The following is a 23249-nucleotide window of genomic DNA, read 5'->3' on the forward strand; positions in this document are numbered from 1 at the left end:
GTTAAAGATGATTTGGCAGGACCTAATAGAGCGAGGGCAATAAATTTTTTTGCAGTTATGCTGAATGTAATTTCGTAGAATTGAAGTGAATTAGATGAATTTTAAAGAAAATGAAACATTAACTAAATTAAGAGGCGGTTATTACACTCCAGCCCCCATTGCCTCATTTCTGGCCAAATGGGTATTGCTAAAAAAACCTAAACATATACTCGAACCAAGTTGTGGTGACGGTTCATTCATTCGTGCGATTAATGGAGAGTCTCCACGTAAGTTGCAGTTCATTGGCGTTGAGCTTCTGGAAGAAGAGGCTAATAAAGCACGTTATGAAGCTTCTCTCAACAAGCATATCGATGCTGATATAGTTAATTGCGATTTTCTCCAATGGGGCCTTGAGCGTTTGGGTGAAGAGAAGACGTTTGATGCAGTGGTTGGTAATCCGCCATACATTCGTTATCAATACTTAAATGAAAACGATCAAAAACTTTCAGAGCAGCTATTCAAGAGATATAACTTAAGCTTTACAAAACATACTAACGCATGGGTGCCCTTTGTAATTGCTAGTGTAGATTTGCTTAAGCCTGGTGGCAGACTTGCAATGGTAATTCCGTCAGAACTGCTTCATGTTCTTCACGCCATGTCGCTTCGTAAATTCTTATTGGATTGGTGCTCACGCATACTAATGATTGATCCAAACGAATTACTATTTGAAGATGCACTTCAAGGCACAGTCTTATTGATGGTCGAGAGAAAAACAAATCAAACTAAACCGTCACAAGGTGTAGCGGTTGTTGCGGCACCCAACAACGATTTTCTTAGTACTGATCCGGAAGAGATCTTTGAGTCTGCCAAATATGTATCTGGCGATGTACTCAATGGAAAATGGATGAAAGTTCTTCTGGATAAAGAAGAACTTGAAGTGTTTGAGCGCATTAGAAAATTTCCTTCAATCAAGAAGTTCTCAGACATCGCTAAAGTAGATGTTGGTATCGTTACTGGCGCCAATAAATTCTTCCTTGTCGATAATGCAACCGTATCAAAATATCAGCTCCAAGATTACGCTAAGCCAATGTTTGGCCGCAGTGGACATTGTCCAGGGATTATTTACAGCAAAGAGGTTCATCACGGCAATGCAGAAAAGGGCATGCCGACTAACTTTATAACGATCGGCAAGGTAGAGTTTAATGATTTGCCAGTTCTGGCCCAGAAGTACATTCTTGAAGGCGAAAAGGAAAGTCTACACACAAGATACAAATGCCGTATTAGATCGCCTTGGTATTCTGTGCCATCAGTGTATGCAACAAGCCTTGGTATGTTAAAACGTGCGCATAACTACCCAAGACTGATCTTGAATAGTGCTGGTGCCTATACAACAGATACTGCGTATCGCATTACATCACTAACCAATCCTGAAAGATTAGTTTACTGCTTCATTAACAGCCTGACTGCATTAACTGCAGAGATGGAAGGTCGCCATTATGGCGGTGGCGTTCTTGAGATGGTGCCATCTGAAATTGAGAAGTTGCTGGTGCCCGTGGTTGATGTTGCTGATATGGATCTGGTTGATCTTGATTTAAAGATATCTGAGCAACATGACCCGGATGCATTATTTATTTCACAAGATAGAAAAGTTTTGGTAGCTGCTGGGCTAAGTGAAGATGATTGTCGTATTATTCATCAAGCTTGGATACATATCCGTTCACGTCGCCAACGCTTACTTGGTGTAAAAGACGCAGTTATAGAAGAATAAGATGACACATATAAAATCTGCATTACAAAAACTTGTGGGCCGATTTAAGGTTGATGAAACAAGGTTCATTGCCTCCTCGTCCACCTTTCAGGAAACAGAAGTTCGAGTAGAGTTTATAGACCCCTTATTTGCATTAATGGGTTGGCAAATGGACAACTCTATAGGTCTGCCAAGTGCATTGAGAGATGTTCTTCGCGAAGAGTCACACCAAACGGAAAGCTCAACAAAGAAACCTGACTATACATTCAGGATTGCAGCTGTTCGCAAATTTTTCGTTGAAGCCAAAAGGCCATCTGTTGATATTCGTATTAATAAAGATAGTGCATTCCAAGTTAGAAGCTATGGCTATACGGCTGGACACCACATCGCAGTCCTGACGAACTTCCGAACGTTAAGAATCTATGACGTCCAACTAGAACCTAAGGCAAATGACGATGCTGATGTCGGCCTATTGATGTCGGTTGACTATGAGGATTTCGTTTCAAGATTTGACGAAATTGTTGCTGCTCTTGGTCGAGATCAGGTCGCTGCAGGAGGTATCGAAGCTGTATTCAAAACCACCGCAACTGGATCAATACCGGCTAATGCTTCATTTTTAAACCGCATCAATAGCTGGCGAGTTCGGATTGCTCAGGATCTTTCATCACGTTATTCAGCATTAGCGATTGAAGAGTTAAGCGATTTCACACAAAAAATCATCAACCGTATCATTTTTATCAGAATGTGCGAAGACCGCGGTATTGAGGGTGAGTACGTTTTACGCGATGTTGCAAATACGAAAAGCATGGTTGAGCTTAGGACACTATTCAAACGCCTGGATGATCGATACAACACAGGCTTGTTCGACGTAACAAAGGATAGGCTTCAAGACACTTACGAAATTGATACCAACATTTTTATAGGTATTGTGGATGAGGTTTACGCACCTAATTCACCTTATAGTTTCAGTGTTCTTGATGCAGATTTTCTTGGTCAAGTATATGAGCTATTTCTTGGACAACAACTTGTATTTGCTGCAGACGGGTCAATTAGCCTTGAGTTCAAACCTGCGTATGTTCACCGGGAGATCGTAACAACGCCCCAGCCACTGGTTGATGAAGTGGTTCGTAGAGTATTCCAATCTAAATTCACAGAGCTAAAACTGCAAGGCCCTTTGACGATGGACTCCATCAAGTCGCTGCATGTGTTTGATGTGGCCGTTGGCTCTAGCCGATTCCTTCTGCAAGCGTTCGATGAGATGATTGAGGCGGCAATTGAGGTGCTGCTGGCGCAAGGTGATGAGACACTGCTTTATCGTGTGACCGATGATAATTACAAATTGGCCTTCACCGCAAAAAGGGAGATCCTGCGCAACTGCCTGTTTGGGTGTGATATTGATTACAACGCGGTAGAGATTGCGCGCTTTAGCCTGATGGTTCGCTTACTTGAGGATGAGACTAAGGGCACACTGCCTCCAATAGCTCAAACGAAGATATTGCCTGATCTCGATAATAATATCCTGCATGGCAATACTGTAGTTGATGCGACAAGTTTCCCATTCACCTCTGGAGTCGTGTTTGATAAAACACAACCGTTGAATTGGGAAGCATCAACCCTTCCAGAAAGTTTTGACATTGTCTTGGGTAATCCACCATATGTAAAAACAGAGGAAATGTTGTCTGAAAACGCCGAAGAGATGGCTTATTACAAGGATAACTATAAGACGGCATATAAGCAGTTCGATAAGTATTTTGTGTTCATAGAACGCGCCTTATCCAAAATGAAGTCTGGTGCTTGGTTTGGAATGGTTATCCCCAACAAATGGATTACCATTGAATCCGGTAAAAAACTCAGAGAGATTTTTGCCAAGAATGGGTTAGTGTCACAAATCGTTGATTTCGGAAATGAAAAACTTTTCGAAGGTAAGTCAGCTTACGTTTGCCTGCTTGTATTAACGAAAACAGGTACTAGCGATTTTAGCTACCGCCATGTCAATGATTACCAGGAATTCTTGCTGCAACCTCATGCGCCTGGGTTCAATCTTCCTGGTGCATTACTTAAAGGTGTCGGTGGTAGCGCATGGGTGCTGCCAAATGATGACAGTGAGGCACTTGTGCTGGCTAGGCTGACAGCTAATTCAACGCCATTATCCAAGCTGATTGACGCTAAAAATGGCATTCAAACCAGTGCCAATGATGTCTATCTGATTGATACGTTTACGGTGAACGGCAATTACATTGATTTTGTCAAAAGCGGTGTTTCATGGAGGATTGAGAAGGCAATTACACGTCCTTATGTGAATGACTCTTCACGGGTTATTTCCTACATGCCGATAGATGCAGACGCATTGATGATTTTTCCATATGCAATTTCTATCGGCGGAGCGCCTGCGGCCATTGATCCCGCGGCGATGCGTAGAGATTACCCAATGGCGAAGGCATATTTGGATGCGCATAAAACTAGATTAGAGAGGCGTAGTGTGTCACCTCCGCCTAGGCCAGGTGTGTTTTACGCATACGGAAGACATCAAGCGCTGGAGGTTGTCTTCACTGCACCAAAAATCATTTATTCAGTCAATCAAAAGGGTGATAAGTATGCAATTGACACTGTCGGTGTCGCTTATGCTTCTGGTGGTACTGCTGGTGAAGTTGCGCTAATTGGACCGAAAGATGGTTATTCATTAGAGTTCTTCCTAGGCTTATTGAATCATCGCGCAATTGAGTTTTTCGTGAGGAAGCGTGGAAGTCCATTTGGTGGAGGATGGTACGCAAGAGGTACTGCGGTAGTAGATGATATTCCTGTACCTAATCTGGATATTATCGGCAATCCAGCTGATCAAGCTAAACACGACGCTATCGTTGATGATGTTAGAGCCTTAATGAAAGTCTTGCAAGACATTAGAACAGCCTCCGGACGGAATCTACAAGCATTAACTACGAAGCATAAGGTGTTATTAAATTCGGTTGAAATGAAATTTAATGCTTTGTGGGGTTTCTCTAACGAAATTAGAGACTTGGTACTTCCTGGTGAACAAATGTAAATAGGTGGAACTCGCTGGGACCGAGTTCCAAGACCTGCGTTTCTGGTTTTCGTTGAGACACCTTAGATAAGATGAATCCGCCTGCTTGGTAGTTTAGTCCTGTTGCAAGTACAGAGTTGCTAACTAAAATAATAGCTACGTGTATCTAAGTTTCAGGGGCTTACTTATAAACAATGCTCATTACAAACTCAATAATTAATCTTCATCGGAAAACTCGGCTGTAATTATGGTCATCGTCTTGCCATATTCACCTAGTCCCAATACTTCTTCATACGCATCAATTTCATCCTCAGCGCGAAACCATGTGATCAAATCAGCGCTATCATCCTCTCTTCGTGCGCTAAGAATGTTGCTATCAGTTTGATTGAAGGCTCGAGTCAATGAGTCGCGTGGCAATAAGGAGCCTTTAAGCGGATGTTTGTATCCCCGAATACTTCGCATTGCACTAGAGGTAAAACAATAATTAACTGTTGGACCTGTGCTGATTACTACTGCCACTGCGGCGTCCGTCAATTCAGCATACCTTATTGCTGATGCAGTTAAAGAGGCTTCGCATCGTTCTGCCAGTTTCTCAATGGCTGTAAAACCATCTGAATATTTACCAGCCTCAGCTTTAAACAAATGTGAAGGCATAAGTAATCCGGCAGCAAAATGATCCGCTTCCAGTTCTATTTGATCTCCTGAGCCAAATCCTGCATGAGATTCATGCATAAGTTTTCCACCCTTAAAAACATGTTCAGGATGTCCGGCCAGAAAGAAATGACCTAGTTCATGAGCAATACTAAAACGCTGAAAACCTTTACTCTTTATATGAGTTGCATAACCAATAGCAAAATTATTGCCGACTTGCAATAACATGCCTGACACACCTTTGGCACTTTCTGGCTTGGCTTCAATCAAAATGTCCCGACTATGCGCTAATGCCATTAAATCAATCGGAAGTTCAAGCCTTTCATCTCTTACCAGCTTTTCTGCATGCAAAGTAGCATCTTCAAGTCGAGAATCGGACATTTTTCACTCCTTAGGCTGGTTTTTCTCTAGCATTTTTCTGATCATCATTTGTGCGAAGTCTCTATCTTGATCGGTAAGGTTTTGAACATCACGGTACAAAGCACTGTCTGTTGCCACCGATACAAAGTCATCCGACAAACCTAAAAGGTAATCGGTTGTTACCTCAAGTGCATTTGCCAATCTTCTGAGATTATCAAAAGATGGTTTGCGAGTGCCCTCTGGATTTTCAAAATGTGAAATCGTAGTGGCCGGCAAGCCCGTCTTTTCAGCTAATTGGGTTTGCGTTAAACCGCGCAATCTTTCGCGAGCATCCCGCAATCGCTTCGCAAATAAAATTCTACCAGATTCTTCCATATTACACTCCCACAAACTTTAACTTGACGTAATCGACAAGTATCGCTAAGATTATTTACATTAAGTACAAGTTGTCGATTTCGACAAGTAAGTCTAACACGAGTTTCTGACTCTGGAAAGGTTCATATGAATTTTGATACGAATATAGCACTATTAAATACACGGAAGAAACAAATGGTTGTTAGCCTGCTCGACCAGCTATGCCAGCAACTTGATATTACTGAAACTCAATACCAAACTGCCAAAGATAGATACGAAGCCGTTGGCATATGGCTTGCCGACTCACCTTTGCAAGCCTTAAATGACGCGAAAATCTATCCCCAAGGTTCCATTGCTCTCGGCACAGCCATTAAACCTATTGGCAGTAATGAGTTTGATGTTGATTTAGTCTGCTATTTGCCTGGCTTAGCAGTTAATTCATATCCACATCAAGTAAAAGCATTGATTGGTTCACGCTTAAAAGAGCATGGGACTTACCGAGGGATGCTCGAAGAGAAACAGCGTTGCTGGCGTATCAACTATGCGAACGAATTTCACCTTGATATCACTCCATCAATTGACAATCCACATTGCTATCAGGGTGGAGAATTAGTACCCGATAAAAAACTTGCCGAATGGAAGCCTACCAATCCAAAAGGCTATATCAAAAAAATCGAAGAATATTCAGCATTAAATCCACATTTTAATTTGCTTGAAAAGTCATTCGCTGAAGCGCGAGCTGATATTGCTCCATTGCCAGAGCAATCGATGACCAAACCTGTACTTAAACGTATCATTCAGCTACTAAAGCGTCATCGTGACCACATGTTCACCATTAGCAATCGTACTGAACTTGCTCCAATCTCCGTCATTATTACTACACTCGCCAGCTGGGCATATGCAGAATGCGTTACTCAACGACTACATACCAATGCATTCGACTTTATTATTGGAGTGATTCGCGAGATGCCAAGTTTCATTAAGACTGAGATGCGTTTTGGTCAAAAATATTTCATCATTGAAAATGAAACAACATCGGGCGAGAATTTCGCAGACAAATGGAACCACGATTCACGTTTAGCAACAGCTTTTAACGAATGGCACAAGGACGCGTTAACATCGATAGAATCGTTGCTTATGATTGAGGGTATAGATAGATTTGCTGAAAGTTTATCTCATAAATTTGGAGCAAAAAAAGAACTAGTCCGTGAAACGCTTGCATCCATTAATAAGCCCATTAACGAGGCACGTACCGCTGGGTCATTGATCATTGCTCCAGCATTGGGACTAACAAGTGCACCTGCGTTAGGCTCTGTAACAGTTCCTAAAAACACATTTTTCGGGCGTTAGTTTTTACCATTATGGCAAAGACACTAAGCCCAGAACAACAATGGATGAGACTAAAGTCCAGTTCAATTTGCCGTGGGCGTGGCTCAGTTAGAAATGGTGAGTTGATATGGACATTTGAAGCAAGGCCCACTCTTTTGAGTCGAGCGTATCAACTTCGCATTCATTATAGAAAATTGGGCTTACCGGACGTTTTTGTATTGAGCCCAAATCTTCCGAAATTGGCGAGTGATAGATATTTACCACATGTTTATTCGACAAAGCCAGTAAAGCTATGTCTACACTTTCCAAGTTACGACGAGTGGACTCCAGATAAATCAATCGCTGACACAATCGTGCCATGGACCTACCTATGGTTAAATTATTTCGAACATTGGCTTGCCACGGATGAGTGGCAAGGTGGTGGTAAACATCCAGGAGAAGAGTAATGCAGCAAAGTAAACGAAAAATATTATCACTCGATGGTGGCGGCATTAAAGGTGTTTTTGCGGCAGCATTTCTAGAAACTATAGAGGAAGCAACGGGCAAAAGAATCGCCGAATATTTCGATTTAATAGCTGGCACATCTACAGGCGGGATCATAGCGCTTGGATTAGGTTTGGGAATGTCGGCTAAGGAGATTACGCAATTTTACGTGAATGATGGCCCGCGCATTTTTAATCAGCACAATCCTCTTGATGTGCAAAGGGGTATTACAAAACTCAAAGGTTGGTTATGCGGAAAGAAAAATACCAGTAAACAAATAATCGCTCCTAAATATGATTCTACTGAGCTGCGTAAGGCATTAGAGCGTGCATTTCAATCTAACCGTTTAGGTGACAGTAAAATTCGCCTTATAGTACCGGCTTACCATGCAGACAAGGAAGATGTTTATGTTTTCAAGACTAAGCATCATCCTAGGCTTCAACTCGACTGGAAAGAAAGTGCTGTTAATGTGGCACTAGCAACTGCAGCTGCACCGACTTACTTTCAAGCTCATTCGATGCCAAGCGGAGCACCTATGATTGATGGCGGGATTTGGGCTAACAACCCCGTTGGCTTAGCAGCAGTTGAAGCTCGAAGTGTACTTGGTTGGAGAGAAGATGATCTTTACATAGTACGATTGGGTTGCACAGAAGAGGCTCTGGATATACCAACAGATGCTGGTTATGCCGGATTGTTGTTAAAATCAACTTCACTTTTTATGCAAGGGCAGTCTAGAGGTTCAGACGGAACAGCTATGTTGCTTTCTGACCATAGACAAGAATCTCCTCGTTTCTTCTCATTCCAACCTAGAGTTCCAGCAGGTAAGTTTAAGCTGGATAGCGTAGAAATGATTAGTCGCTTGCGTGGTTTAGGTGCTGCACATGGTCGTGAAGCACTTCCTCTTTTTGAAAAGCACTTTCTAAATGAAAAAGCTGAACCTTTCCATCAAACCATGCCTTAGTGAAATTTCAAAGCTTAAAAGGTGAAGTTTGATTTTTATATTACCAGTCACACATCTAGTTAGTTGTTTATGTGCAACTGGGAAATCAGGGCGATTGACTACCATCACACTTCTGGCAAGCCGCGATTTATGTAGAGTACGAATCTTATAAATCTAGTTTGCAAGCTATCAAACGGTCTGTCATTAATATTAAACAGCCTTACATAGTAGGACTTTTACTACCTTTCAACTCAGCCTGCTCAACCGCCAACAGATCCTTGAGATCTTGCCTCCCTTTTTCCGACATAGTGCGCAACGCATCCATGTCATGCCTAATCGCTCTCGCCGCTTCAAGCTGGTCTATATCATGCTGCTCAAACTGCTCGATAATTTTTGCTGCGGCACTCGGTGATTCACCAATTGCCAACAAAGCTTGCTTGGCAGCCACTAAGGATGAGTAAAAAGTTTCTCGTATCGGATTTAGTCCAATATCACGCAAATCAAATGCATCGGTTCTACTACGCGCTCTAGTCACGACTTCAAGATTAGGCCACCGCGCGCTGACCAGTTTGCCAATATTCAATGCAGCAGCCGGGTCATTAACGGATATCACGAGGAGTTTTGCTGTCGCAATACCGGCTTCTTCTAACAAATCCAGCCTTGATGCATCGCCATAATAACAACGCCAGCCAAATTTGCGCATTAAATCCACTTGATTCGGGTCATTGTCTATGAGCGTAGCTGTAATCCCCTTCGCCAACAGTACACGTCCTACAATTTGGCCAAATCGACCAAAACCAGCAATGATGACAGTATTGTTTTCTACGATCTCATCTTTTGGTCGCTCCCCACATTGCATGGTCAAGAAGCGGTCATATAGCAATAATAAAATAGGGGTAATCAACATTGAAACTGCGACTATCGCATTAAGGATATTGTAAGTTTCGCGAGGAATCGTATTTTGGCTTAATGCCACGCCAAAAATCACAAAGGCAAACTCACCAATTTGAGACAGTGCGACGCCATATAACAAGGTGTCACGAATTGAATATTTAAACAGCCGCCCTAGCCCCATCAGAATAGCCATTTTAGTGAACACAACTAACAAGGCAAAACCAAAAATCAACATAGGCGAATTTGCCAATAGCGATAGATCTACCGACATGCCCACCGCAATAAAAAACAGACCTAACAGCAGGCCCTTCACTGGTTCAATATCTAACCTAAGCTCATAGCGGTATTCTGAATCTGCCAGCAAAACACCGGCAAGAAAAGTGCCTAGTGCCATCGATAAGCCGACCGATTGCATGGCAAGTGAAACACCGATTACTAATAGTAGAGAAAATGCGACAAAAATTTCACGTATTTCTGTTTGCGCGATTATGCGCATCACAGGGCGTAAGATGGTTCTACTCGCAAGAATGATCGCCACGATAACAGCAATCGCTTTGACAACTGCCCATACATCAAAAGCAGAGTCCGCACTATTGGGTGCGATAAGCGCTAACAACATAAATAGCGGGATAACTGATAAATCCTGAAACAGTAATGTTGCAAAGGATGCCTGACCGCCTAGAGTGCCAAGTTGTCTTTTTTCTGCGAGTGCCGTCAATCCAATCGCCGTGGAGGACATTGCCACCCCCATTCCGATCACCAAGGCTTCTGACCACGTAAAGCTCATCATATGCGCTGCTAATGTCACGAGCCCTATCGTGCCTAGCACTTGTAACCCACCTAAGCCGAACAGTATCTTGCGTAATTCCCATACCTTCTGCGACTCGAGTTCCAGCCCGATTAGGAACAGCATCAACACCACCCCAAATTCAGCAAAATGGAGTACATGTTCAGGGTCAGGAATCAGCTTTAATGCATACGGACCGATCAATATCCCCGCGAGTAAATAACCAAGCACAGATCCTAGGCCTAGTCTTTTAAATAAGGGGACTAAAAATATTGCAGAGGAAAGATATATCGTTGCTTGAATAAGAAAATTTGATGAATCCATAGATACCTTAAAGTGAATTTTCTTAAAAAGAATGATTATAGATAGTTAATACTCTCATTTTCATCATTATTTGTTCGCGTTAATCTTACGCCCTCAATTGTTCATTTTAATGAAAAGTAATTTCATATTTAACTATCTAGTGTTAAATATGTCATCACTTTATAGTGTGAAACATGCAGCAACGCAATGAATTAACCACTAAAACAAATGATTAAAAGGAAACTATCATGAACAAACCTTACACCCGCCTAGATCGCAATAACGCAGCAGTATTATTAGTTGACCATCAAGCAGGCCTTATGTCACTCGTGCGCGACATCGAACCAGATCGCTTTAAGAACAACGTGTTAGCATTAGCTGACTCAGCGAAGTACTTCAATCTGCCAACCATCTTAACCACTAGTTTCGAAAATGGCCCTAACGGCCCGCTGATGCCAGAATTGAAAGAAATGTTCCCAGATGCGCCTTATATCGCTCGTCCAGGCCAGATTAACGCCTGGGATAACGAAGACTTTGTTAAAGCGATTAAAGCCACGGGTAAGAAACAACTGATTATTGCAGGCGTAGTCACCGAAGTATGTGTTGCGTTTGTAGCTTTAGCAGCGATTGAAGAAGGTTTCGATGTATTTATCGTGGCAGATGCATCCGGCACATTCAACGAGATGACTCGTGATGCCGCATGGCAGCGTATGGCAGCCGCAGGCGTACAGTTTATGACTTGGTTTGGTGTGGCGTGTGAACTGCACCGCGATTGGCGCAATGACATTGAAGGCTTAGCGACACTGCTTTCTAACCATATTCCTGATTATCGCAACCTGATTACCTCTTTTAACGCGCTCAACACTAAATAATAAAATCTAAAATTGAGATACAGGAAAGTAAATCCTTTTCTGTATTTCAATTTCAATGCTAACCACAGTAAGAGTTCTGCTCGAACAAAAAACCAACGCCAGCAGAAACAAAACGCTTAAGCGCTCGAACTCCACCCCATTTCACGGCAGAAATTCCAATCTGTTACAAGGAGTGTTTCATACGGATGCAAATACCAACCAAAGCCTTGGATTAATCGCCAAGGCTTTTTATTGCCCATAAGTTCAGACATCAGCCTTTCAGGCTTTTACTCACTACTTCAAACACATCATTGGAAAGATGGGGGACATTCATAATTGCTTGCAATGCCTCTCTCATATGCGCCTGCAGTGTAGGCGTATAACGCTTCCACTCACGCAACGGCGTCACCTGACGTGCAGCGATTTGTGGGTTGATTTCATTCAGTTCGATAATCACATCCCTTAACAGCGCATACCCTTGACCACTTGGGTCATGAAACTTCACAGGGTTATTGATGGCAAATGCCGAGTAAAGTGAGCGCACGCGATTAGGATTTTTAATATTAAAGTCCTGATGTTGACGCAACTTGGCAAAGTCATCGAATACTTCAGTTCTGTTCGCAATCGCTTGCAGTGAGAACCATTTATCTACAACTAACGGATAGCTTTTAAATCGACGGTAGAAGTCAGCGAACACCTTGTCCCGCTCTGGTTGCGTGCTGTCTGAAAGACAAGATAACGCGGCGACAATATCCGTCATGTTGTCTGCATGGTCATAATGCGCCTTGGCACGTGCAGCACATCCAGTACCGTTGCTCACCGTTAACAATTCAAGCACGGTGTTTTGCAACGCTCGTCGCCCCATGGCTTCGGGTGAGATAGAAAACTCCCCTGCACTGCTATTTCCCTCATACAGACGCACTAGTGCATCTTTATGTGCCCGCTTAATTGCTTTGAGTATATGCGTGCGCGCTTTATCTATGGCAGCCGGATCAATCACATTCTGCGTTTGTGAAATAAAGGCGATTGCTGGTAATGCCAGCGCGCGTGCGAGCAGTGCTTTATCGCCGTTTCCGCGAATGCCTTGATCAATCATGATGCCAAAGTCATCCACATATTGAGAGAGATTGGCTTCACCGTCTGCCATCACACGCTCAATGGTGCGGAGCGCTAAGGTTTGGCCTGCCTCCCACTTGCTAAAGCCATCGGTATCTTTCAGTTGCAATAAACGCAGGTCATCATCCGTCAGGTCTGTGATTAATTTCACTGGCGCAGAAAATCCACGCAGGATAGATGGCACTGGGCGTGTGCTCACATGGTTGAAAGTGAAGCTTTGTTCACGTTCGGTCATTTCTAGTATTTGCGTTGCATGCGTTTGCGCACCCTCTTGATCCAGCAAGCCAACAGCAACCGGTATATGCAATGGTTTTTTATTGGATTGTCCTGATGTATCAGGCTGAGATTGTTTCAAGGTGAGGGTGAATGTCTGCTGTGCTGCATTGTATTGACTGCTAGCATTCAACGTCGGCGTTCCTGCTTGCTTGTACCATAAAAAGAACTGGGACATATCGCGCCCAGAAGCATCTGCCATGCACTGCACAAAGTCATCACAGGTAACGGCATGCCCATCATAGCGTTCAAAATAAAGGTCTGTCGCTTGGCGGAATGTTTCTTCTCCCAGCAACGTATGTTGCATACGAATAATTTCCGCCCCTTTTTCATACACGGTTTTAGTGTAGAAGTTACTAATCTCAATAAATTGATCAGGCTGCACAGCGTGTGCAAGTGGGCTAGCATCCTCTGAGAATTGAAGACGGCGTAAGGAGTTAACATCATCAATACGCTGCACGGCACGCGAGTTCAAGTCTGCACTGAACTCTTGATCTCTAAATACCGTAAATCCTTCTTTAAGTGAGAGCTGAAACCAGTCACGGCAGGTGACGCGGTTTCCCGTCCAATTATGAAAATACTCATGTGCGACCACGCCTTCAACACTCATAAAGTCTGAGTCGGTCGCGGTTTCCTGATGCGCAAGCACCAATGCTGTATTAAAAATGTTGAGCGAGGTGTTTTCCATCGCCCCCATATTGAAATCACTCACGACCACGATATTGAACAAATCCAGCTCATACTCACGTCCGTATTTCTCTTCATCCCATTTCATGGATTTTTTAAGCGACTGCATTGCATGATCACACTGTTTTTCATCGCCAGCGCGAACATAGATATGCAGATCAACATGACGCCCAGACATAGTCTTGAACGAATCTTCAATTCGGATGAGGTCACCGGCGACTAAAGCGAAAAGGTAACAAGGTTTTGGGAATGGATCATTCCAAACCGTAAAGTGGCGCCCGTTCGCAAGCTCACCTGAGTCGATCAGATTGCCGTTAGATAACAGTACTGGATATTTGCTTTTATCTCCTTCAATGCGCACGGTAAATGTACTTAGCACATCGGGTCTATCTTGATAAAAAGTAATGCGGCGAAAGCCTTCAGCTTCACATTGCGTGCAGTAAGTCCCTTGAGATTTATACAACCCTTCCAAGGCAGTATTGGATGCAGGATCAATTTCTGAACGAATCACTAACGTAAACTTGTCACCCGCATCGGTGATTATCATTTGATTGTCAGCAAGTTTGTAACGCTCAAAGGGAATGTTATCAACCTCAACAGAGAGAATCGTTTGATCTTGCCCATTTAAGATGAGGTCTGCTGACGCACTATCTGGGTTTTTAATGTATTGCACCTCTGATCGCACAATAGTCTTGTCTTCAAGCAATTCAAAAGAGAGATTTACATGCACGGCTTTATACGGGGCAGGCGTATAGTCTTTTAGGTAAATTGTCTTGGGGGTAGCGACAGTTTCTGGCTGCATCATCAAAATCTCTATATTTGGTTATTCTATTACTCAACAGTATAAAAGAGATTGTATTTAAGTTGAGTAGTTTATAAACGCATGTTTGAAATTGGGTAGGGTGATTGCCCACGTTTAAGCTAAGCACCGATTAAACTAAGCTACTGATTAAGCCAACCAACAAACCGAATTATTTTGATAATTCTCGATAAACTGAGAATAGATACTAGATTAAGCTTTCACTGGTCATTCATTTTTTAACTAACCAAACACTAAAAACCTGCTAAAATACGCAACTATGTTGCAAAGACTATTCATTCATCTCACACTTATCCTGCTATTTGCATTCACGCAAATCGGGGTTGCTACGCATGAGATCAGTCACATCACGGATAATGCCGAACATTCGCAGCGTGATGAAAACCCGCAACAAAAAAATACGGCTGCCGAGCAATGTGCCCAATGCATTAGTTATGCAAAAATTACCAGCGGCATATTACCTGCATCACTGACCAGCCCCATCAAGCAAAGCAGCTTAACTGAACCATTAAATCAACACGCATCTTTTCAACATTATTCATCCAGCCCCTACGCAGCAAGAGCCCCACCTCAAATAACGAGCATTTAATTTAAAAATCACAGCAGACCTGATACGGTCGGCTGATTACTCGCTTTTATTTTTGAGGTTATCAACATGCATTACTCTCCAAATGTGCAAGTGCTTAAGGCATTTGCATTCAAACCTATACTCATTGCTTTGGCAACGACATTTGCATCACCCACTATCGCAGCAGACAACAATACGGCGATAGATTTACCTACAGTAGCCGTGACAGGCAACCCTTTAGGCGTGAGCTCAGACTCATTAGTGGTGCCAGTATCCGTACTCAGCGGGCGTGAGCTGTCACTTAAGCGCGAAGGCACCTTAGGTGACACACTGAACGGCATTCCAGGCGTCAGTGCAACACAATTTGGCCCTAATGCATCTCGTCCAATCATTCGAGGATTAGATGGCGAGCGCGTGCGTATCATGCAAAATGGCATCGGTATTTTAGATGCATCGAGCTTAAGCTTTGATCATGCAGTAGGTGTAGACCCGCTCGTTATTGAACAAATAGACGTAGTCCGTGGGCCAGCAGCGCTACTATATGGTGGCGGCGCCATGGGCGGTGTGGTGAATGCGATTGACCACCGCATCCCTAAAGAACAGTTAGACGGTGTTACTGGTCGCGCAGAAACAAGGTTTGGCGGCCCAGACAACACACGAAATGGTGCCGCAGTCATTGATCTAGGCAACGGTCAATTTGCGATTCATGCAGATGCGTACACCCGAGAAACCAGCGATTTAGATATTCCAGGCTATGCCGTATCACGTCGTAAAAGTGAGCAGCCTAGCGGCCCTGCCCGCGAAAATCGCGGGCAATTAGTCAACAGTAGCGCAAAGGGAGATGGTGGTGCATTGGGTGCAGCCCTAACCTTTGATAATGGTTATATCGGCGCCTCTTTTTCTACAATGAATAATAATTATGGCGTAGTAGCTGAAGAGAACGTGCGTATCGATATGCAGAGCGACCGATGGGATGTGGCGAGCGAGTTTACAGACCTAAGCGGTCTCATTAACCGCGTTAAATTTCGCATCGCCCATACTGACTATGAGCATCGCGAATTAGAAGATGGCGAAGTAGGCACCACGTTCACCAACAGAGGTATTGAAAGTAGTGTTGAATTAGGTCACAGCCCGATTGGACAATTAAACGGTGTAGTCGGCTATCAATTTAACAACACAAATTTCGAAGCATTAGGCGAAGAAGCGTTTGTGCCTAGCGTCAACACACAAAACCAAGCACTGTACGTGTATGAAGAGTTGGCTATCGATAAACATAAAGTCACTTTTGGTGGACGCTTAGGTCACGCGACGGTAGACGCTAAAACTCACGCCAATTTTGGCGCAGGTCAAGACAACAGCTTTAATCCTAATAGTTTCGCACTTGGCGGCCTATATAGTATTGATCCTCACTGGTCACTCACTGGTAACTTATCGCATAACGAACGCGCCCCCAGCTATTTTGAGCTATATGCTAATGGCGCCCATGTTGCTACAGGGCAGTTTGAAGTGGGTAATGCTGACTTTAAGAAAGAGCGCTCCAAAGGCATTGATGCCCAACTGCGCTGGAAGGATGCAAAAAACTCATTCAGCATCGGCACTTATTACACAAGGTTTAGCAACTTCATCGGGCTATTTGGCACAGGTAATGAGATTGATGTTGACGGTGAGTTCTTACCAGAAGCAAAGTTCATGGCAGTCCCTGCTGTATTTAAAGGCTTAGAAGCAGAAGCAAAATTCAATATTGCAGACCATTTAGACCTGAACTTGCTTGGTGATTATGTTCACGCTAAAGACAAACGCAACAATGAATATTTACCTAGAATAGCGCCAGTACGCCTAGGTGGAGGCTTACATTATCAACGGGCAAGTTTTGGTGCGAGATTAGATGTGCTGAAAGCGTTCGGGCAAGATCGAACCGCCGAGAATGAGCTAAAAACTGATGGCTACACCAATGTCAGTGCGCTTGTCTCTTACAAACTCCCAACTAAATTGAATTTAGAGCTATTTGCAAAAGCAAATAACCTACTTAACCAAGAGATTCGCGACCATGCGTCTTTCCTAAAGGACATCTCAGTGCAAGGTCAACGATCAATATTATTTGGACTACGTGGAGACTTCTAGCTTCTAATTAAACCTAGTGATATTACAAAGCACACAAATAGCCTACAGAAATGCAGGCTATGTATGTGCTTATTTAATTTATTAAGCGAACAGCACCAAACCCCAAACCACCGCCACAATCAACAAAGCAATAAATACCGCAGCACTGCCAATGTCTTTAGCTTGCTTTGCAAGTGCATGATGTTCGGTAGAAGTGTGGTCCACTGCCGCCTCAATCGCAGAATTCAGCAACTCAACGATTAACACCAACAGCACACTCGCAATCAACAAAGCCTGCTCAACTGGACTGTTGCCTACATACACGGCAAGCGGCACTAAAACAATCGCGAGAAAGACCTCTTGGCGAAAAGCATCCTCATGCACAAAAGCCGCTTTAAAGCCTTCAAGCGAATAACCAAAAGCATTAATCAAGCGACGAATACCGGTTTTTCCTTTAAATGGACTGGTTGCCAAATGCTTGGAAGTTTGCGGGTCTTGCGACTGGTCTGTAGGCTTATTGGAAGGTGTTAACATCATAGACTTTCTAAAAAATTGATCACGTCACGTTAAATTGTTAATAGTTTAATGAATAGATTTTAACATGCGCTATCATAACGGTTTAAGCAATCACGATTAGATTAAATAAAAGGACAATCATGGCACGTACTGTTAATTGTATTAAATTGGGTAAAGAGGCGGATGGCTTGGATTTCCCTCCATATCCAGGCGAACTGGGAAAACGTATCTACATGAGCGTATCAAAAGAAGCGTGGGCGGTATGGTTAAAGCAACAAACCATGCTTGTTAATGAAAATCGCCTGAGCTTGGCTGACCCTTCAGCGCGTAAATATTTAACGGAACAAACTGAAAAGTACTTCTTCGGTGACGGTGCAGACACAGCAAGTGGATACGTACCACCGAAAGACTAGCTATACTAAGATGGTTTCGCATAGCGCTAACATCGCTTAAATCCATAAAAAACGCCAGTCTATGACTGGCGTTTTTTGTTTCACTGCATCTTGTTTCACTGTACTTTGTTCTACTGTACTTTCATTCTACGGTGTAAAAGGCTCTACATCCAAACCTTCTCGCTAAATTGACTAGCCGCTTACAAACGTCCCTAAAGAACCAGCCTCATTATTTTCTACCCATTTACGAATACGGTTAGCATCACCAATTCTGGTCAGCTTACCTACAGAATCTAACAACACAATAATCACTGGCTGACCTGAAATGTGCGCCTGCATCACTAAACAGCGACCCGCTTCATTAATAAACCCAGTCTTTGATAAACCAATATCCCATTTACCGCCACGCACTAAAGCATTCGTATTGACAAAATTAAGCGGATTCTGACGTCCGTATAAGGTAATTTCTTGAGATGGCAAGGTACTTACCTGACGAATCTCAGGATAGTGATAAGCCGCATCTACCATTTTCACCAAATCTTCTGCGGTTGATACATTATTGCTATCCAAACCTGTTGCATCGACAAATCTTGTTGCACTCATACCCAATAATCTTGCTTTTTGGTTCATTGCTTTTACAAATGCATTGGGGCCTCCAGGATAATTACGCCCTAACGCTGAAGCGGCTCTATTTTCTGAAGCCATCAACGCTAATTGCAACAACTCACCACGCGTCAACATTGTGCCGACACTTAATCTTGAAGTGGTATGTTTAAGATAATCTACATCTTCATCAGAAATATAAAGCAAATCATCCATAGGCAAATGCGCATCCAGCATCACCATCGCTGTCATCAATTTGGTGACTGATGCAATTGGCGTAGGCAGATTCGTATTTTTAGCGAACAATACTTCACCCGTCAGCTGGTTAATCACCAACGCTTTGGCTGAAGCTAATTTTAGTGGGGTTGTACCGTCATAATGATCAACGGCTGCAATCGCCTTGCGAGCAGGCAAGCGAGTTTTGACACGAAGAGAACTAGATTTATATTTGACAGCTTTATACTTACTTGTAGATTTAGACTGTTTTGAAACTTGTCTATGCTTTTTGTCAGTTGCGGCATCCGCAGCCACAGGCACCAAGCAAAGCGCTAAGCTGATGTAGACTAGAATAAATTTTCGCAACGTACTTTTCATAATGACTTATATCTCATGGAGTTACGACACAATACTATATAAAAACTTTAGCTTTGTCACCATTATTTTTAATGATATTTCAGTTAACTAGCATCGTGATTAAAAATAAATCAATTTTGACCCAATTTACGTTAAAATTTAAGCCAATATCAATTAAAAATCACAGAGCAACTAGCATGCAAACGCCACAATCTTTGTTATTCAGCCCTCAACATTTATGGGCAAAATCTACAGCAGATGGCCTATGGGAAGCCGGCATCACAGATTATGCGCAAAACTTACTTGGTGACATTGTCTTTGTTGAAGCGCCGGCCGTGGGCACACATTTAACCGCAGACCACCCATGCGGGCTAGTCGAGTCGGTCAAAACCGGCTCAGACCTGCATGCACTGATTAACGGGGAAGTGGTTGAGGTAAATCAGGCAGCCATTGATTCGCCCGAACAAATCAACGACCACCCTTATAAAACTTGGATATTTAAGTTCAAAGCAGACAACGACACAGATGCTGAAAAGCTACTATCTGCTGAGGCTTATGAAGCGCTGATTAAGTCTTAGCTTCCAACCTAATCGGCAGAGTGTCAATTAGCACAAACATCTAATACTTGTACTTGAAGTGCACATCCTAGCTACAAGGCTAAAACGTTACAACTTAAGCCTTGCATCAATCAAGTCGCCGAAAACACCAAGCGCACAGACTCAACAAGCTTGCCAATTTCAGCCCTAATATTTGCAGTTAACTCACGCTCTAGTCTTGGCATCTCGGCTGACAGCACTTCCAGCACTTTATTGGTCAAAGCCTGCTCGGTACTAGGCAGCTCTGCATTTAAGCCTTGTATAAAATCACTTTTCGCGCGCTCTGTCAGTGCCACAAAATCTGTTTTCAAAGTTGCAGTTAACTGATTAGACAATTCTTCATAAAGCGCAGGGAACGTATCCCCCAGCTTTTGCTGTAACGCCTGCTGAGATTGCAATTGAATCGCATCCAAATAAATACTTAACTCAGACTGCGTATGCTGCGTCAGCTCTTTATAAATGCCAGCCAAGTCTTGTGCCAAACCAGCCTTATGCTGGGCCAGTATATCTTCATGTAGCCACGAGATTTTATCCTGCAACTCATGCGTAGCATTTTCTACCGTCGTTTTCTCTAAGCTTTGTAATGATGCCTGCAACTCGTCGGTTAAAGTTTGCTCTAGTTTAGGCAATGTTGCAGTTAAGTTTTGCTGCACATCAATCACAACTTGCGATTGCATTTGCGTTAAGCTTTGCGCTAAATCCGCCTTGATGATATCCACATTAGCGTGCACCATCTTAGGTATTTCCGTTGCGAAATCAGCGCGCGTTCTATCCACAAAAACAGACGTTTGCTCCATGATTGCTTGCTTCGCATTCATCAGCTCTACATCGATTTGGCTCTTTAACGTCTGCTCTGCCTCTTGTTGCGACTGTAATATTTGCTGAATAAATTGATTGTTCTGCTGCGTTAACTCACTCAGTGCGTCGGCCTGATTTACTTCTACGCTAGCTGACTGATTTGGCAAGTGCTCCAATAGCGCTTGTCGCACATCATCTTTGATCTTTTGCGCGATTGACGCTTCAAGCTCACTCACAATTTGTGGCCTGATTTCGGCTGCAATCGCTGCAATTAAATCAGGTGTGACATTAAATGTACTTGCCAAAGCTTGCGCTGGCAAAGCATGCACCTCGGTTAACAGTGGAATATCATCATCTTGTTGCATGTAATTTAATGTCCTCTCAACCACATCTATGCGCTAGCAATTAAACAGCAGATTCATCAGTCGACTTAATCTGATAGCCACGATCTCGATAAAACTTATACCGCGCTCGGGCAGAAGCCTTATCTTCATCATCTACGCCAACCAGCTCAACCAAATACTTAAACCGACTAAAAAATGGTGGATGCTCTACTTTTAAGTTAATCAAGATATCATCTTGCAACAGCTGCTCCCCATCTTTATCCAAAACAACGGAAACATCATGCTGCTCAGAAGCCCCCGGACGCGCACTCGGCAGAAAACTAGTCGCCGAATGCTGCCAAAGCATATCCTCAATGCGTGTGGACATAGCATCATCTTGAGTAAAAACAGTGAGTTTACGACCCTTAACGACAGCTCTGCTGCAAAGGTCTGCAACTTTGGCCAATTTATCTGGGACGTTAAAAAAGAACTCGACTTTAGTCATGTTTAAGGTTCATGTTTTAAGATTTCGCATTCAATGACAATTAGCGCTGCTAGCGTGTACGAGCAACTAGAAATTCCGTCAGCATAGGCACAGGGCGACCCGTACCGCCTTTTTCCTTGCCTGACTTCCAAGCGGTACCGGCAATATCCAAATGTGCCCAATCATACTTCTTAGTGAAGCGAGACAAGAAACAGGCCGCAGTGATACTGCCTGCTGCACGACCGCCAATGTTGGCGATATCTGCAAAATTGCTATCTAACAACGGTTGATACTCATCCCACATTGGCATATGCCACGCACGGTCCAGCGATTGCTCACCTGCCTGCAATAGCTCTTTAGCCAAACTGTCGTTATTACTGAACAAACCAGTCGCATGGTGACCCAATGCAATCACACATGCACCGGTCAGGGTTGCAATATCAACGACCGCGCTTGGCTCAAAGCGCTCTGCGTAAGTCAGTGCATCACATAAAATCAAACGTCCCTCTGCATCAGTGTTTAACACCTCAATGGTTAGGCCTGACATACTAGTGAGTACATCACCTGGTCTTGTTGCACGGCCATCCGGCATATTCTCACAGGTTGGAATCACCCCGATGACATTCAGTGGCAAATCCATTTCTCCGATTGTTTTGAACAACCCGAGTACCGTTGCTGCACCACACATATCGTATTTCATCTCATCCATTTCAGCACCTGGCTTCAATGAGATACCGCCTGTATCAAAAGTAATGCCCTTGCCAACTAGCACCACAGGCTTTTGATCTTTATTACCTTTTAAATGCTGCAATACAATTAATTTAGGTGGCTCTTCACTGCCTTGCGCAACCCCTAGGAATGAGCCCATGCCTAATTTTTGCATGGCGTCACGCTCCAGCACTTCAACACTTAATCCGTAAGTCTTAGCTAATGCCTGCGCTTGCTCTGCAAGATAAGTAGGCGTACAGACATTAGGCGGCAAATTACCCAAATCTTTGGTTAGACTGACACCAACGCCAATCGCCTTGCCGTCTATCAAACCTAATTTTGCCTCAGCTAGATCAGCGGCATCTGCAATTTGGATACTTAATGCCTTAATGCCTTTTTTAGGCTCGTTTTCTTCTGACGCCTCTTTTTTACGTTTAATCGCCTCAAAACGATAAGTCGCGTCTAGCGCTGTTTCCACAAGATGTGCCACTTTTTTACGTGTCGTCATCTCACCAACCGATAACGCAGCCAACATTGTTAGCACATCATCTGTGCTGATTGCACTTAAGGCCTTCACAGAGGCTCGCACCGCTTTACAGTATTGCTTTTGACCAAACTCAGACTTTTTACCCAAACCCACTAATAAAACACGGTCCGCTTGCACACCCGGCACTTGATGCAGCATCAAGGTTGATTCTAGCTTACCCTCTAAATCACCATGCTTAAGCACCTTACTCACATAACCATCTGACAGTGTATCAATTGCTTGTGCAGCATCCGACAACTCGCGGCCTTCATACACGCCAACAACAACACAATTATGATGCTGTTTTTCCGCTACGCTCGTTTTTATGCTAAATTCCATAGTATTACATCCTTGATATTGTTGTTATTACATTGAATTTTTTGCCGAAATGCAGATTTAAAGTGCAGATTCGTCGCTGCAATAAAGTTAACTACTCTACAATAGAGCTTTAGAAATCAGCATAAATTCA

At 43.3% G+C, this 23249-nt stretch carries 18 protein-coding genes; 9 read left to right on the forward strand and 9 right to left on the reverse strand.

Features of this window, described 5'->3' with window-relative positions; genetic code table 11:
• Positions 1 to 94 precede the first annotated feature (94 nt).
• Together FG24_RS03375 and FG24_RS03380 are read left to right on the forward strand one after the other, a co-directional pair.
• On the forward strand, positions 95 to 1747 hold the full coding sequence (locus FG24_RS03375; RefSeq protein ID WP_036301007.1) for an Eco57I restriction-modification methylase domain-containing protein: 1653 nt from the start codon (positions 95 to 97) through the stop codon (positions 1745 to 1747).
• A 1-nt stretch (position 1748) separates the two neighbouring features.
• Positions 1749 to 4766: an Eco57I restriction-modification methylase domain-containing protein gene (locus FG24_RS03380; protein ID WP_036301010.1), complete on the forward strand. Its 3018-nt coding sequence runs from the start codon at positions 1749 to 1751 to the stop codon at positions 4764 to 4766.
• Between the two features lie 195 nt (positions 4767 to 4961).
• Here FG24_RS03380 and FG24_RS03385 read toward each other — a convergent pair whose 3' ends face one another.
• Together FG24_RS03385 and FG24_RS03390 are read right to left on the reverse strand one after the other, a co-directional pair.
• Positions 4962 to 5777, reverse strand: a complete 816-nt coding sequence (locus tag FG24_RS03385) for an ImmA/IrrE family metallo-endopeptidase (protein WP_051901411.1) — start codon at positions 5775 to 5777, stop codon at positions 4962 to 4964.
• Between the two features lie 3 nt (positions 5778 to 5780).
• Positions 5781 to 6131: a helix-turn-helix domain-containing protein gene (locus FG24_RS03390; protein WP_036301013.1), complete on the reverse strand. Its 351-nt coding sequence runs from the start codon at positions 6129 to 6131 to the stop codon at positions 5781 to 5783.
• A 126-nt stretch (positions 6132 to 6257) separates the two neighbouring features.
• On the opposite strand from FG24_RS03390, the gene FG24_RS03395 reads away from it, so the two are divergent.
• Together FG24_RS03395 and FG24_RS03405 are read left to right on the forward strand one after the other, a co-directional pair.
• The gene (locus tag FG24_RS03395; RefSeq protein ID WP_036301016.1) at positions 6258 to 7460 is read left to right on the forward strand and encodes a nucleotidyltransferase domain-containing protein; all 1203 of its coding nucleotides are present in this window, start codon (positions 6258 to 6260) and stop codon (positions 7458 to 7460) included.
• A gap of 424 nt (positions 7461 to 7884) precedes the next feature.
• On the forward strand, positions 7885 to 8883 hold the full coding sequence (locus tag FG24_RS03405) for a CBASS cGAMP-activated phospholipase (RefSeq protein ID WP_036301023.1): 999 nt from the start codon (positions 7885 to 7887) through the stop codon (positions 8881 to 8883).
• 199 nt (positions 8884 to 9082) lie between these two features.
• Here FG24_RS03405 and FG24_RS03410 read toward each other — a convergent pair whose 3' ends face one another.
• Positions 9083 to 10867, reverse strand: coding sequence for a monovalent cation:proton antiporter-2 (CPA2) family protein (locus FG24_RS03410; RefSeq protein ID WP_036301026.1), 1785 nt, complete (start codon positions 10865 to 10867; stop codon positions 9083 to 9085).
• A 227-nt stretch (positions 10868 to 11094) separates the two neighbouring features.
• Here FG24_RS03410 and ycaC point away from each other — a divergent pair, with 227 nt between their 5' ends.
• Entirely contained in the window at positions 11095 to 11718 is a 624-nt protein-coding gene (gene ycaC, locus FG24_RS03415) for an isochorismate family cysteine hydrolase YcaC (protein ID WP_036301029.1), read from the forward strand.
• Positions 11719 to 11968: 250 nt separating this feature from the next.
• On the opposite strand, the gene pepN is transcribed toward ycaC, so the two are convergent.
• The gene (gene pepN / locus FG24_RS03420; RefSeq protein ID WP_036303909.1) at positions 11969 to 14575 is read right to left on the reverse strand and encodes an aminopeptidase N; all 2607 of its coding nucleotides are present in this window, start codon (positions 14573 to 14575) and stop codon (positions 11969 to 11971) included.
• 277 nt (positions 14576 to 14852) lie between these two features.
• On the opposite strand from pepN, the gene FG24_RS03425 reads away from it, so the two are divergent.
• Positions 14853 to 15182 carry a hypothetical protein gene (locus tag FG24_RS03425; RefSeq protein WP_051901413.1) on the forward strand — a complete coding sequence of 110 codons (330 nt, stop codon included), beginning with the start codon at positions 14853 to 14855 and terminating at the stop codon, positions 15180 to 15182.
• Between the two features lie 66 nt (positions 15183 to 15248).
• Complete coding sequence (locus FG24_RS03430; RefSeq protein WP_036301032.1) at positions 15249 to 17282, forward strand: TonB-dependent receptor; 2034 nt, start codon at positions 15249 to 15251, stop codon at positions 17280 to 17282.
• 81 nt (positions 17283 to 17363) lie between these two features.
• Here FG24_RS03430 and FG24_RS03435 read toward each other — a convergent pair whose 3' ends face one another.
• Positions 17364 to 17798 (reverse strand): diacylglycerol kinase, encoded by a 435-nt coding sequence (locus tag FG24_RS03435; protein ID WP_051901414.1) that lies wholly within the window; start codon positions 17796 to 17798, stop codon positions 17364 to 17366.
• 119 nt (positions 17799 to 17917) lie between these two features.
• Here FG24_RS03435 and FG24_RS03440 point away from each other — a divergent pair, with 119 nt between their 5' ends.
• A complete protein-coding gene (locus FG24_RS03440; protein WP_036301035.1) occupies positions 17918 to 18190 on the forward strand; it encodes an oxidative damage protection protein in 273 nt (90 codons plus the stop codon).
• Between the two features lie 171 nt (positions 18191 to 18361).
• Here the strand turns inward: FG24_RS03440 and pbpG are convergent, their stop codons facing one another.
• Positions 18362 to 19366, reverse strand: a complete 1005-nt coding sequence (gene pbpG, locus FG24_RS03445; RefSeq protein ID WP_036301038.1) for a D-alanyl-D-alanine endopeptidase — start codon at positions 19364 to 19366, stop codon at positions 18362 to 18364.
• Positions 19367 to 19542: 176 nt separating this feature from the next.
• On the opposite strand from pbpG, the gene gcvH reads away from it, so the two are divergent.
• Positions 19543 to 19923 carry a glycine cleavage system protein GcvH gene (gcvH, locus tag FG24_RS03450; protein WP_036303912.1) on the forward strand — a complete coding sequence of 127 codons (381 nt, stop codon included), beginning with the start codon at positions 19543 to 19545 and terminating at the stop codon, positions 19921 to 19923.
• Positions 19924 to 20033: 110 nt separating this feature from the next.
• Here gcvH and FG24_RS03455 read toward each other — a convergent pair whose 3' ends face one another.
• From FG24_RS03455 to FG24_RS03465, 3 genes are read right to left on the reverse strand one after another with little or no spacing between them, the layout of a single operon-like run.
• A complete protein-coding gene (locus FG24_RS03455) occupies positions 20034 to 21104 on the reverse strand; it encodes a hypothetical protein (protein ID WP_036301041.1) in 1071 nt (356 codons plus the stop codon).
• A gap of 40 nt (positions 21105 to 21144) precedes the next feature.
• Positions 21145 to 21567, reverse strand: a complete 423-nt coding sequence (locus FG24_RS03460) for a DNA polymerase III subunit chi (protein ID WP_036301044.1) — start codon at positions 21565 to 21567, stop codon at positions 21145 to 21147.
• Between the two features lie 49 nt (positions 21568 to 21616).
• The gene (locus FG24_RS03465) at positions 21617 to 23119 is read right to left on the reverse strand and encodes a leucyl aminopeptidase (protein ID WP_036301047.1); all 1503 of its coding nucleotides are present in this window, start codon (positions 23117 to 23119) and stop codon (positions 21617 to 21619) included.
• Between the last annotated feature and the right edge of the window lie 130 nt (positions 23120 to 23249).

Source organism: Methylotenera sp. L2L1 (assembly GCF_000744605.1).
Lineage (GTDB): Bacteria > Pseudomonadota > Gammaproteobacteria > Burkholderiales > Methylophilaceae > Methylotenera.